The organism is Goekera deserti, from assembly GCF_010685995.1.
Taxonomy (GTDB): Bacteria; Actinomycetota; Actinomycetes; order Mycobacteriales; family Geodermatophilaceae; genus Goekera; species Goekera deserti.
The window spans coordinates 106376-119096 of sequence record NZ_JAAGWK010000010.1 but is presented as its reverse complement, the minus strand read 5'-3'; the positions used below and the strand labels follow the sequence as shown (position 1 = coordinate 119096).

Genomic DNA, 12721 nt, shown 5'->3' with positions numbered 1-12721 from the left:
CCGCGCTCCGACCCGGCACGTCGTCGGGGAGGATGGCCACGTGGGATACGTCGACGTCACCGGTGTCCGGTTCACCCTCCCGGACGGGCGGGTGCTGCTGGACGACGTCTCGTTCCGGGTGGGCGACGGCGCCTGCGCCGCGCTGGTCGGGGAGAACGGCGCCGGCAAGACGACGCTGCTGCGGATCATCAGCGGCGACCTGACCCCGGAGGCCGGGTCGGTGGCACTGGTCGGCGGGCTGGGCGTGATGCGGCAGTTCATCGGCTCGGTCCGCGACGACACCACCGTGGAGCGCTTCCTGGTCGACCTGGCCCCGGCCCCGGTCACCCAGGCGTGGGACGCCGTCCAGGCCGCGGAGCTCGCGCTCATGGAGTCCGACGACGAGCCGACGCAGATGGCCTACGCGACGGCGCTGGGCCACTGGGGCGACGTCGGCGGCTACGACGTCGAGGTCACCTGGGACACCGTGACCGTCGCGGCGCTCGGCGTGCCGTACGAGCGGTGCAAGTACCGCGAGCTGCAGACGCTGTCCGGTGGGGAGCAGAAGCGGCTGGCCCTGGAGTGGCTGCTGCGCGGCCCGGACCAGGTGCTGCTGCTCGACGAGCCGGACAACTACCTGGACGTGCCCGGCAAGCGGTGGCTGGAGCAGCGGCTCCAGGAGACCCGCAAGACGGTGCTGTTCGTCAGCCACGACCGGGAGCTGCTGGACACCGTCGCCGACCGCGTGGTCACCGTCGAGGGCGGCACGGCGTGGGTGCACGGCGGCCGGTTCTCCGCCTACCCGCAGGCCCGCGAGGCCCGGCACGAGCGGATGGCCGAGCTGCGCCGCCGCTGGGACGAGGAGCACCAGCGGCTGGTCGACCTCACCCGCACGATGCAGCAGCTGGCCAAGAACTCCCCGGACATGGCCGCCCGGTACCACGCGATGCAGACCCGGCTGGCCAAGTTCGAGGCCGCCGGGCCGCCGCCGGAGCGCCCGCCGCAGCAGGAGGTGTCGATGCGGCTGACCGGCGGCCGCACCGGCATCCGGGTGCTCGTCGCCGAGCAGCTGGAGCTGACCGGGCTGATGAAGCCCTTCGACCTGGAACTGGACTACGGCGACCGGGTGGCCGTGCTCGGTGCGAACGGCGCCGGCAAGTCGCACTTCCTGCGGCTCATGGCCGGCCAGGACGTCGACCACACCGGCACGTGGCGGCTCGGCGCCCGCGTCGTGCCGGGCTTCTTCGCCCAGACCCACGCCCACCCGGAGTGGCTGGACGAGACCCTGGTCGACCTGCTGTGGCACGGCGAGCCGGGTCGGCCGGGCGTGGACCGCGGCCGGGCGATGGCCACGCTGCGCCGCTACGGGCTGGCCGCCCAGGGCGACCAGCTCTTCCGGTCGCTGTCCGGCGGCCAGCAGGCCCGCTTCCAGGTGCTGTTGCTGGAGCTCTCCGGGGCCACGCTGCTGCTGCTCGACGAGCCCACGGACAACCTGGACGTGCTCTCCGCCGAGTCGCTGGAGCAGGCGCTGGCCGCCTTCGACGGCACCGTGGTGGCGGTGACCCACGACCGCTGGTTCGCCCGGTCCTTCGGCCGGTTCCTGGTCTTCGGCTCCGACGGCGTGGTCTACGAGGCCGCCGAGCCGGTCTTCGACGAGGCCCGCGTGCAGCGCGCCCGCTGAGGGCGGCCGGCCGCGGGCCCGTCCGGCGCCTGCTCAGGCGGGTGCGGTGCCCGGGCCGCCGATCTGCTCCAGTGCCTCCAGCTCGACCGGGCCGAGCCGGTGGGCGCCGGCCTCCAGGTTGGCCTCCAGGTGCGCCACCGACGAGGTGCCCGGGATGAGCAGCACGTTCGGCGAGCGCTGCAGCAGCCAGGCCAGGGCCACCTGCATCGGCGTGGTCTCCAACGTGCGGGCGACCTGCTCCAGGGCAGCCGACTGCAGCGGGGAGAAGCCGCCGAGCGGGAAGAACGGCACGTAGGCGATGCCGTCGCGGGCCAGCGCGTCGACCATCGCGTCGTCGTCCCGGTGCACGAGGTTGTAGTGGTTCTGCACGCACACCACCGGGGCGATCGCCCGGGCGTCGGCGAGCTGCTGGGTGTCCACGTTGCTCACCCCGATGTGCCGGACGAGCCCCTCGGACTGCAGCTGCGCCAGGGCCTCCATCGGCTCGGTGACCGAGCGGCCGTCCGGCCCGGCGAACCCGGGCATCCGCAGGTTGACCACCTCGAGCACGTCCAGGCCCAGGCGGCCGAGGTTGTCGTGCACCGCCTGGCGCAGCTCGTCGGCGGACAGCGCCTCCGGCCAGGCCCCGTCCGGCGTCCGGCGGGCGCCGATCTTGGTGACCAGGACGAGGTCCTCGGGGTAGGGGTGCAGCGCCTCGCGAATGATCTCGTTGGTCACGTACGGGCCGTAGTAGTCGCTGGTGTCGATGTGGTCGACCCCGAGCTCCACGGCCCGGCGGAGCACCGCGACGGCGGCCTTCCGGTCGGCCGGCGGACCCATCACGTGCGGGCCGGCCAGCTGCATCGCGCCGTAGCCCATCCGGTTGACCTCCCGGTCGCCCAGGGAGAACCGGCCTGCCGTGTCCGCGGTGATCGCCATGCCCACCGTTCTACCCCGTGTCGGCGGGGCGCACCGTCTCAGGCGGTGGCGGCCAGCGGTGCCACCGCGCCGGTCCATGCGACGACGTCCTGCTCCACCGGGTCGGGCAGCTCCCGGCGCTCGCCGTGCAGTGCCGCCAGCGCCACGCCCGCCCCGGCCAGGGCGAGCAGCGCGCCCACCCAGATCGGCGCGGTGTAGCCCAGGCCGGCCGACAGCGTGGCCGCGCCGAGGGCGGCGCCCAGGGCGTTGGCCACGTTGAACGCGCCCTGGTTGGCCGCGGACACCAGCGTCCCGCCGCGCACCCGGGCCGCCACGATCACCCGGTCCTGCACGACCGGGCCCAGCGCGAAGGCGATCGTGCCGAAGAGCACCAGCAGGGCGACCGCGGCAGCCGGCGTCCGGGCGAGGACGGCGAACGCGGCCAGCACCCCGGCGATCGCCACCAGGCCGGTGGCGACGAAGGCGAAGCCGAACCGGTCGCCCAGCGGGCCGCCGACCAGCGTGCCGACCGTGGTGCCCACGCCGAACAGGGCGAGCACCGGGGTGACCCAGGCCTCCGGGATGCCGCCCAGCTCGGTGAGGATCGGGTTGACGTAGCTGTACACGGCGAACATGGCCGAGAAGCCGACCATCGTCACGCCCAGCACCAGCCACACCTGACGACGGCGGAACGCGGCCAGCTCGGCCCGCAGGTCGGTCGGCTCACCGGCCGCGTCCGGCATCCAGGCGAGCAGGGCCGCGATGGTCACCAGGCCGATCACCGCGACGCCGGCGAGCACGTAGCGCCAGCTGGTGGTCTGGGCGACGAAGGTGCCCAGCGGCACCCCGATCACGTTGGCCAGCGTGAGCCCGGAGATCATCAGCGAGATGGCCCGGCCGGCCTTCTCCCGCGGGACCATCCGGCGGGCCGCCACCGCACCGACACCGAAGAACGAGCCGTGCGCCAGGGCAGTGAGCACCCGGGCGACCGCGAGCGTGGTGTAGTCGGGCGCGACCGCCGACAGCGCGTTGCCGACGGTGAACAGCACCATCAACGCGACCAGCGTCTGCCGCGGGGTGAACCGCACGCCGACAGCGGTCAGCAGCGGTGCCCCGACGACGACGCCGAGGGCGTAGGCCGAGATCAGCAGGCCCACCGCGGACACCGACACGCCCAGCCCCTCGGCGATGTCCGGCAGCATGCCCAGGACGACGAACTCGGTCGTGCCGATGCCGAAGGCGCCGATGGCCAGGGCGAGCAGGGCGCGGGGCAGGGCGGGCTCCTCGGGGAGGGGAGGGGAGTCGGGCGGCGCGCCGGCGCGCGCCCTCCTCCAGCCAAGCCCACCGGGTGGCCCCGGCGTCCCCGCGACCCGCATGAGATCGCTCACCCGACCCGGGGGCGGCGGGCCGCCGGCCGCCCCCGGGACGGTGTCAGGGCTGCAGCAGCACCTTCACGGTGCCGTTGCGCTTCTGACGGAAGTCCTCGTAGGCCGTGGCAGCGTCCGCCAGCGGCACGCGGTGGGTGGCGAAGTCGTCGACGCCGAGCACGTCCTCGTCGGCCAGCAACGGCAGGATGTCGGGCACCCAGCGCCACACGTTGGCCTGCCCCATCCGCATCTGCACCTGCTTGTCGAACATCCGCATCAGCGGCATCGGGTCGGTGGCACCGCCGTACACCCCGGACAGCGAGATGGTGCCGCCGCGGCGCACCGCCTCGATGGCCGTGTTGACGGCCGCCAGCCGGTCGATGCCGACCACGGTCATCACCTTCTCCATGATCGCGTCGGGGACGAGTGCGGTCGCCTTCTGGGCCAGCCGGGCGCCGGGGGAGCCGTGCGCCTCCATGCCGACCGCGTCGATGACGGCGTCGGCGCCGCGGCCGTCGGTCTTGTCCCGGATCGCCTGCACCACGTCGGCCTGCTCGGTGGAGGTGATCACCTCGATGCCGCGGGCCCGGGCCCGGGCGATCCGCTCCGGGACGACGTCCACGGCCACCACCCGTGACCCCAGGTGGGCGGCGATCCGGGCGGCCATGTCACCGATCGGGCCCAGCCCGAGCACCAGCACGGTGCCGCCGGGCGGCACGGCGGCGTACTGCACGGCCTGCCAGGCGGTGGGCAGCACGTCGGACAGGTAGACGAAGCGGTCGTCGGGCGGGCCGTGCGGGACGGTGATCGGCAGGGTGTTGCCGAAGGGCACCCGCAGCAGCTCGGCCTGCCCGCCGGGGACCTGCCCGTAGAGCTTGGTGTAGCCGAACAGCGACGCGCCCATCCCGGTGTCCCGGTTCTGGGTGGTCTCGCACTGGCTCTGCAGGCCCTGCTCGCACATCCAGCAGGTGCCGCAGGAGATGTTGAACGGGACGACGACCCGGTCGCCGGCGCGCACGCCGGTCACCTCCGGACCCACCTCGCGGACGATGCCCATCGGCTCGTGGCCCATGACGTCGCCGACGGTCATGAAAGGCGCCATGACCTCGATGAGGTGGAGGTCCGAGCCGCAGATCCCGGAGGACGTCACCTCGACGATGACGTCGGTGGGGTCCTTGATGGAGGGATCGGGGACGGTGTCGACGCGGACGTCGTCCCGGCCGTGCCAGGTCACTGCGCGCATGGGGGCTCTCCTCGGATCGGGGTGGACGCCGTCCCCGGGCGTGGTCCTGCCGAGCCGCCCGGGGAGGCGTGACGTTCGTCCCCCTACCCGCCACGGTGCGCGACACGCGTTCACGGGTGTGCACGTACGACATCACGGAGCGTGCAGCGTTGACACATCCTGTCGTGACCTCGGTCACGAAACAGCCGGCTGTGTCCCCAGGAGGAGATCACGACGGGGTCACGGCGTGTTTACATGGGCCCCGCCCTGCACAGTGCTACCGGAAGCCAGGTGGATGAGACCGCAGCACCCAGCCCGACTGCTCGACGGCGTCGTGAGCCCCGGCGCCGGCCCCTCGGCCGGCTCGGCACCCTCCACGCCCTCCCGTGGTCCCGGGGGTGCCCAGCGGTCCGCGCACGACACCCGCGCACCCGGCCGTCGGCCTCCCGCCGGCGCCGCCTCCCCCGTGGAGGCGCAGCTGGTGGCCGTGCTCGGCGCGTCCTGCCCCACGTCGGTGGGCTCGTCCCGCGTGCTGGGCCGCACCCGGTCCGTCGCGGTGACCCCGGTCGACCTGGGGTCGGACGCCGTGGCCAGCGTGGACGTGACCGTGCCGCTGCCGGCGCTGCCCACGGTCGTGCTGCCTCCGGCGCCCGTCCCGGCCGAGGCCGAGCCCGAGCCCGCCGCCGAGACGGTGCCCGCCGCCGAGGCCGAGGCCGAGACCGAGACCGAGGCCGCCGCCGAGACCGGGGCAGCAGCCGTACCTGCGGCGCCCGCGGTGCGGCACCGCGCCGCCGGTGGCCGGCACCGCCGCCCGGTGGAGAAGCGCCGGCCCCGCGTCTACGTCGCCGCCGCCCTGGTGGGGGCCACCGGCGTGGGTCTGGTCACCACCGGTACCGACGGTGCAGCCCAGGCCGACGAGGCGGTCGAGGTCAGCACCAGCGTCGCCGAGCAGCTCGGTCGCGAGGCGCAGCGGACCCGGGTGAGCGACGTGGAGGCCGGGCGGCTCCTGCAGGAGATGGCGGCCTCCCGCGCCGAGCGTACGAGCGCCGCGGTGCGTGCCACGCAGGTGCAGACCGAGGCCGACCGGGTCGCCGCGGAGGAGGCTGCCGCGGCCGAGGCCGCCGCTGCGGCCGCCGCCGCCGAGGCGGCTCGCCCCACGGTGGTGCTCCCGGTCGCCGGTGCCCGGCTGAGCAGCCCCTTCGGCTACCGCTGGGGCACGCTGCACGCCGGCATCGACCTCGCCGCCCCGATGCTCACCCCCGAGTACGCGGCCATGGACGGCGTGGTCATCGAGGCCGGTGCGGCCAGTGGCTACGGCCAGGTCGTCTACATCCAGCACGCCGACGGCATCGTCACCGTCTACGGCCACATGGAGCAAATCCTGGTCGAGGTCGGTCAGACGGTGCGGGCGGGCGACACCATCGCGCTGCTCGGCAGTCGCGGCCAGTCGACCGGGCCGCACCTGCACTTCGAGGTGATCGTCGGCGGCATCGACGGGGAGAAGGTCGACCCGCTGGTCTGGCTCGCCGACCACGGCGTCGTCCCCTGAGACCTGCACCCGGCTGACCCCTGCCCCGGTCGGCCCCGCCCCGCCCCGCCCTGTCGCCGCGCCCACCACCCGGTCGGCGTCCAGGCCGGGAGGCGTGGTGCACACTCGTCGCATGCACGAGGACGCATGTGACACCCGGCGGTGACGGCGTGGTGCCGGTGAGCGCCGCGCCCGGGCCCGTGCACGACAGGCACCCGTCCACCAGTCGCGGTCCACGTCAGGGGCACGCGCACGGGCACGCCCACGGGCACACGCACGTGCACGGCACGGCCAGCGGCGCGCAGCGCCGCCGGCTGGCCGTGGTGCTGGGCCTGACGCTGGGCGTGCTGGGCGTGGAGGTGGTCGGGGGAGTGCTGTCCGGCTCGCTGGCGCTGCTGGCCGACGCCGGGCACATGGCCACCGACGCGCTGGGCATCGCCCTCGCCCTGGGCGCGGTGTCCCTGGCCCAGCGCCCCGCCGCCGGCCGGCGCACCTTCGGCTGGCAGCGCCTGGAGGTGCTCTCCGCGGTCGCGAACGGGCTGCTGCTCCTCGGGGTCGCCGTCTACGTGCTGGTCGAGGCGGTCGGCCGGATCGGCGACCCGCCCGACATCGCCTCCGGCCTGATGCTGTGGGTCGCGGTGGCCGGGCTGGTGGTCAACCTGGTGTGCCTGGAGGTGCTGCGCCGCGGCCGGGGCGAGTCGCTGACGCTGCGCGGGGCCTACCTGGAGGTGGCCGGTGACGCGCTCGGCTCGGTCGCCGTCATCGTGGCCGCCCTCGTCATCGCCACCACCGGGTGGACGCCCGCCGACGTGCTGGCCTCGGTGGTCGTGGGGTTCCTGGTGCTGCCCCGGGCCTGGTCGCTGCTCCGGGAGGCGCTGGACGTGCTGCTGGAGGCGGCGCCCCGCGGCGTCGACCTGGAAGACGTCCGCCGGCACGTGCTGGGTGTGCCGGACGTGATCGGCGTGCACGACCTGCACGCCTGGACCATCACCTCTGGGCTGCCGGTGCTCTCCGCGCACGTCGTGGTCACCGACGCGGCACTGGACGTCGGCCACGGCGGGCGGGTGCTGGACGCGCTCGGCGCCTGCCTCGGCTCGCACTTCGACGTCGCGCACTGCACGTTCCAGCTGGAGTCCCCGGGCCACCGCACCCACGAGGCCGCCTCGCACGACTGATGAAGGACCGGCCTTCCCCCCACGACGCGCTCCGCACGCCGCGGGCCCCTGAAGGCCGGCCGCCCTCGCCCCCACCGGACGCTCCGCGCGCGGCGGGACCCTGCGAGGGGGCCGACCTCTGTGTCCGAGGTGGTGGGACAGTGGGGGAGCGGGCTGTCCGCCCAGCACGGCACGACGGAGGTAGCGCGTGGACCACACCGACCACAGCGGCATGTGGATGCCGACCGACCCGCCCACCTGGGCGCGGATGTTCGTGCCGCACCTGGACGCGTGGTCGCTGATCCCGGCCGTCTCGGTGCTGGCGCTGGCGGCCTACCTCGTCGGGCTGGTGCGGCTGCGGCGCTCCGGGGTGCGCTGGCCCTGGTGGCGAACGCTCTCGTTCGCGCTGGGCGCCCTGTCGCTGTTCGCCGTCACCGGCACCGGGCTGAACGGCTATGCGATGGTGTTGTTCAGCGTGCACATGTCCCAGCACATGGTGCTGTCGATGATCGCGCCGATCCTGCTGCTGATCGGCTCGCCGGTCACCCTGGCGCTGCGCACGCTGCCCCGCGGCAGGACCGCGGCCGGCACGCCGCGGGCGCTGCTGCTGGAGGCGCTGCACAGCCGGGTGGCGCGCTTCCTGTCGCACCCGGGTTTCACGATGCCGCTGTTCATCGGCAGCCTCTACGGCGTCTACTTCACGCCGGTGTTCGACGACCTGATGGCCGACCCGTTCGGCCACCAGGTCATGCTGGCCCACTTCACCGTCACCGGGCTGCTCTTCTTCGGCCCGATCATCGGCGCCGACCCGTGGCCGCGGAACCTGAGCCACCCGGGCCGGATGGGCGAGCTGCTGCTCCCGGTGCCGTTCCACGCCTTCTTCGGCGTGGCGATCATGATGGCCGACTCGCTGCTGGTGACCAGCTTCGCGAACCCGCCCGCGTCCTGGGGCGTGGACGCGCTCGCCGACCAGGCCACCGCGGGTTCCATCGCCTGGTCGTTCGGGGAGCTGCCGACGGTGCTGGTGCTGGCCGTGGTGTTCTTCCAGTGGGCCGGCAGCGAGGAGCGCAAGGGGCGCACGCAGGACCGCACGGCCGACCGCAACGGTGACGCCGACCTGGTCGCCTACAACGAGCGGCTGCGCCGGATGGCCGACGCCCGCCCTTGAGTGCAGGGCGGGCGCCGGACTCCGTCAGCCGGCGTGCGCGACGGCGCCCTCGGCGGGCAGGTCCTCCTTGGTGGCCTTGATCATCACCAGTGAGGTGAGTGCACCGAGCAGGAGCAGCACCGAGCCCCAGAACAGGGCGGTGGTGTAGCCCTCGGTCATCGCCTGCAGCCCCGGGCCGGCGGGGCCCGTCGTCGGGTCGTCGGAGGCGGCCGCGGTGATCGCGGTGACCGAGATCGTGCTCAGCAGCGCGGTGCCGATCGAGGCGCCGATCTGCTGCACGGCCTGCAGCACCGCGCTGGCCGCGCCGGCGTCGCGCGGGTCGATGCCGACCAGGGCCAGGTTCGACAGCGGCACGAAGGTCAGCCCCAGCCCGAGGCCCAGCAGCAGCTCGCCCGGCAGCACCAGGGTGACGAAGGCGGTGTCCGGCGTCAGGAACGACATCAGGAACAGCCCCGCGGCCGCGAACAGGCCGCCGGCGACCATGAGCGGCTTGGGGCCGATCTTCGGCACCAGTGCGCTGGCGGAACCAGCGGCGACGAGCACGCCCAGGGTGGTGGGCAGCGAGGCGAGACCGGCGGTGATCGGCGTGTAGCCCTTGACCAGCTGGAAGTACAGCGACAGGAAGAAGAACGCGCCGATCAGGCCCGCGCCGACGAACGTCGAGGTCAGGTAGGCGCCGCCGCGGTTGCGGTCGAGCACCAGCCGCATCGGCAGCAGCGGGTTGCGCACCTTGAGCTCGACGACGGTGAACGCCGCGACCAGCACCAGGCCCACGACGATGAAGGCCAGGGCCGCGGGGTCGCCCCAGGCGTTGCCGGTGGGGTCGCTCTGCGCCTGCTCGGCCACCTGGGTGAAGCCGTAGACCAGCGACGCCAGGCCCAGGGTGACCAGCACGGCGCCCGGGACGTCGTACGTCGTCTCACCGGTGGCCTTGCTCTCCGGCACGATCCGCAGGGCTGCGACGACGGCGACGACGGCCACCGGCACGTTGACCCAGAAGCACCACTCCCAGCTGGCGTACTCGGTGAGCACCCCGCCGAGCAGCAGGCCCACGGCCGACCCGCCGCCGGCGATGGCGCCGTAGACGCCGAAAGCCTTCGCCCGCTCGGCCGGGTCGGTGAACAGCACGGTGATCAGGGCCAGCGACGCCGGGCCGAGCAGCGCGCCGAAGGTGCCCTGCAGCGCGCGGGCGGCGAAGAGCATGGCCTCGTTGGTGGCCACGCCGCCCAGCGCGGAGGCGAGGGCGAAACCGACGGCGCCCACCAGGTAGGTGCGCTTGCGGCCCCAGAAGTCGGCGATCCGGCCGCCCAGCAGGAGGAACCCGCCGAATGTCAGCGTGTAGGCGGTGACGATCCACTGCTGCGTGGCGGGGGTGATCTGGAGGTCCGCGGCGACCGCCGGCAGGGCGATGTTCACGATCGTGGCGTCGAGCACGATCATCAGCACCGTGACGGCGATGACGGCCAGTGCGAGCCAGCGTCGGGGGTAGGGCTCGTCGGTCAGGACGGGTCCGGAGGGGGATCGGGCGGGCTCGGTCACGCGGGGTCCTCCGGGAGGGTGCGGGCTGGGTAATCTGTGGCGCTCGTGTGCGGTCCGGACGCTACCGGCGGGAGGTGACCGGTTCATGGCCATCTCACTGACGGTGATCAGCGACACCCACCTGCCGAAGCGGGCGAAGGCGCTGCCGCCCGCGGTGTGGGCGGCGGTCGAGGCGGCCGACGTCGTCGTGCACGCCGGGGACTGGGTCGACGTCGCCCTGCTGGACGAACTCGAGGAGCGCGCCCGCCGCCTCGTCGGGGTGTACGGCAACAACGACCACGGGCCGCTGCGCGACCGGTTGCCCGAGGTCGCCCGGGTGGAGCTGGAGGGCCTGCGGCTGGCCGTGGTGCACGAGACGGGTCCGGCCGCCGGCCGGGAGGCCCGCTGCGCCGCCCGGTTCCCCGACGACGACGTGCTGGTCTTCGGGCACAGCCACATCCCCTGGGACACGACCACCGGCACCGGCCTGCGGTTGCTCAACCCCGGCTCGCCCACCGACCGGCGGCGTCAGCCGCACGGCACCTGGCTCACGGCCGTGGTCGACGACGGGCGGCTGGCCGACGTGCGGTTGCACCCCGTCCTGCGCTGAGCGCGCGTGGCAGCCGGGCGGTCAGCCGGCGCGCAGCCAGGTCTCGACGTCGTCCAGCTCGCGGTGGGTGAGGCCGGCGTGCAGGTCGGGGGCGACGACCAGCACCTCCGGCTGTCCCGCCAGCCAGTCGTCGGTCAGCGGGTCACCACTGCCCAGGTCGTCGTCGATCCAGACCACCCGCCGGCCCGGCCGACTGCGGGTCACCTCCTGCGCGGGGCCGAGCTTCCACCAGGTGCGCAGGCCGCGGAACCGGTCGCCGTGCCCGGTGGGCAGCGCCCGGTCGGGACGCCGGTGGGTGGTCAGCCCGGTGGGCAGCCCCATCGGCCCGGCCAGCAGCCGGTCGGCGTCGGTGGTCCAGGTGGTCAGCCACTGGATCTGCACCAGGCCGTCGTCGTGCCAGCAGCGCAACCGGGCGGTGATCGTGGGGTCCCAGCTGACCAGGTAGCCGTTGTAGGTGCCCTGCTGCCAGCCGTCGGGCAGCGCAGCCAGCCCGGCCAGGCCGTTGAGCACGCCGTCCACGTCCAGCAGCAGCACCGCCGGCCCGTCCGTCGCGGAGTCCATCCCACCCCCTCGCAGGCACCGGCCGTGACCAGGCCGGCGCCCGCTGTCGTCGTCGGCTCCAGGGTCCTCCCCGTCGCCGGCTGGCAGGCTGCCGGGCATGACGTCGCGCCCGCCGATGCCGGCCGAGGCCGTCGCCCTGCTGGCGTGCCCGGTGTGCGGCGCGCGCCTGGGCCCGGACCGGGACGGCCTGCGCTGCACCGTCGGGCACGCCTTCGACCGCGCCCGGCAGGGACACGTGTCGCTGCGGACCCCCGGCGCGCCGGCCGTCGCCGGTGACTCCGCCGGGATGGTGGCCGACCGGGTCGGCTTCCTGGCCGCGGGGCACTACGCGGGCCTGACCTCGGCGCTCGCCGCCGCGGTGCTCGCCGACGGGGAGCCCGGCTCGGTGCTGGACGCCGGGGGTGGGACGGGACAGCACCTGGCCGGGGTGCTCGACCGGGCCCCCGGTGCGGTCGGCGTGGTGCTGGACTCCTCGGTCTACGCCGCCCGCCGAGCCGCCCGGGCGCACCCGCGCGCGATGGCGGTGGTGGCCGACACCTGGGGCCGCTGGCCGGTGCGGTCGGCGGTGCTGGACCGGGTGCTGGTGGTCTTCGCCCCGCGCAACGGTGCCGAGACCGCCCGCGTCCTGCGGTCGGGCGGCCGGCTGGTGGTGGTGACGCCGGCGACCGACCACCTGGGGGAGCTGGTCGGTCCGCTGGGCCTGCTCACCGTCGACCCGCGCAAGGCCGATCGGCTGGGCGCCGCGCTGGAGCCCGACCTCGCCCCGGTGCGGGCCGCGGTGCACCGGGAGGTGCTGCAGCTGGACCACGGCGCCGTGCGGACGCTGGTCGGGATGGGCCCGCACGCCCGGCACCTGGACCCGGCGGCGCTGGGCGCCGCGGTGGCCGCACTGCCGTCCGTCGTGCCGGTGACCCTGGCGGTCGACGTCGCCACCTGGACGCCGCGCCGCTGAGGGCCGGCGGCACCCCGGCAACGCGCGAGGGCCCGGCCAGGTGGCCGGGCCCTCGTGGGTGCGTGGTGCGGCTGCTCCCTCTCG

Annotated in this window: 11 protein-coding genes; 6 read left to right on the top strand and 5 right to left on the bottom strand. The window is 74.7% G+C overall.

Translation table 11 applies throughout. The annotated features are described in order from the left end of the window. The first annotated feature begins 40 nt into the window (after positions 1-40). Positions 41-1660 carry an ABC-F family ATP-binding cassette domain-containing protein gene (locus G1H19_RS07865; RefSeq protein WP_162392713.1) on the top strand — a complete coding sequence of 540 codons (1620 nt, stop codon included), beginning with the start codon at positions 41-43 and terminating at the stop codon, positions 1658-1660. A gap of 33 nt (positions 1661-1693) precedes the next feature. On the opposite strand, the gene G1H19_RS07860 is transcribed toward G1H19_RS07865, so the two are convergent. Genes G1H19_RS07860 through G1H19_RS07850 form a run of 3 tightly spaced genes read right to left on the bottom strand, consistent with a single transcriptional unit; the run spans position 1694 to position 5167 of the window. Then, positions 1694-2578: an oxidoreductase gene (locus G1H19_RS07860; RefSeq protein WP_152729823.1), complete on the bottom strand. Its 885-nt coding sequence runs from the start codon at positions 2576-2578 to the stop codon at positions 1694-1696. 38 nt (positions 2579-2616) lie between these two features. Beyond that, on the bottom strand, positions 2617-3933 hold the full coding sequence (locus G1H19_RS07855; protein WP_235909712.1) for an MFS transporter: 1317 nt from the start codon (positions 3931-3933) through the stop codon (positions 2617-2619). Positions 3934-3988: 55 nt separating this feature from the next. Next, positions 3989-5167 carry an alcohol dehydrogenase catalytic domain-containing protein gene (locus G1H19_RS07850; protein ID WP_152729822.1) on the bottom strand — a complete coding sequence of 393 codons (1179 nt, stop codon included), beginning with the start codon at positions 5165-5167 and terminating at the stop codon, positions 3989-3991. A gap of 445 nt (positions 5168-5612) precedes the next feature. On the opposite strand from G1H19_RS07850, the gene G1H19_RS22560 reads away from it, so the two are divergent. The 3 genes from G1H19_RS22560 (at position 5613) to G1H19_RS07835 (ending at position 8996) form a co-directional block, all read left to right on the top strand. Then, a complete protein-coding gene (locus G1H19_RS22560; RefSeq protein ID WP_235928056.1) occupies positions 5613-6695 on the top strand; it encodes a M23 family metallopeptidase in 1083 nt (360 codons plus the stop codon). A gap of 257 nt (positions 6696-6952) precedes the next feature. Then, positions 6953-7849, top strand: a complete 897-nt coding sequence (locus G1H19_RS07840) for a cation diffusion facilitator family transporter (RefSeq protein WP_202925854.1) — start codon at positions 6953-6955, stop codon at positions 7847-7849. 187 nt (positions 7850-8036) lie between these two features. Beyond that, a complete protein-coding gene (locus G1H19_RS07835; RefSeq protein WP_235928055.1) occupies positions 8037-8996 on the top strand; it encodes a cytochrome c oxidase assembly protein in 960 nt (319 codons plus the stop codon). 24 nt (positions 8997-9020) lie between these two features. Here the strand turns inward: G1H19_RS07835 and G1H19_RS07830 are convergent, their stop codons facing one another. Further along, the gene (locus G1H19_RS07830) at positions 9021-10535 is read right to left on the bottom strand and encodes an MFS transporter (RefSeq protein ID WP_235928054.1); all 1515 of its coding nucleotides are present in this window, start codon (positions 10533-10535) and stop codon (positions 9021-9023) included. Between the two features lie 85 nt (positions 10536-10620). On the opposite strand from G1H19_RS07830, the gene G1H19_RS07825 reads away from it, so the two are divergent. Beyond that, complete coding sequence (locus tag G1H19_RS07825; protein ID WP_152729821.1) at positions 10621-11124, top strand: metallophosphoesterase family protein; 504 nt, start codon at positions 10621-10623, stop codon at positions 11122-11124. 21 nt (positions 11125-11145) lie between these two features. Here G1H19_RS07825 and G1H19_RS07820 read toward each other — a convergent pair whose 3' ends face one another. Continuing rightward, the gene (locus G1H19_RS07820) at positions 11146-11685 is read right to left on the bottom strand and encodes an HAD domain-containing protein (protein ID WP_152729820.1); all 540 of its coding nucleotides are present in this window, start codon (positions 11683-11685) and stop codon (positions 11146-11148) included. Positions 11686-11782: 97 nt separating this feature from the next. Between G1H19_RS07820 and G1H19_RS07815 the strand changes: the two genes are divergently transcribed. Further along, positions 11783-12637, top strand: coding sequence for a putative RNA methyltransferase (locus G1H19_RS07815; RefSeq protein ID WP_152729819.1), 855 nt, complete (start codon positions 11783-11785; stop codon positions 12635-12637). The last annotated feature ends 84 nt before the right edge of the window (positions 12638-12721 follow it).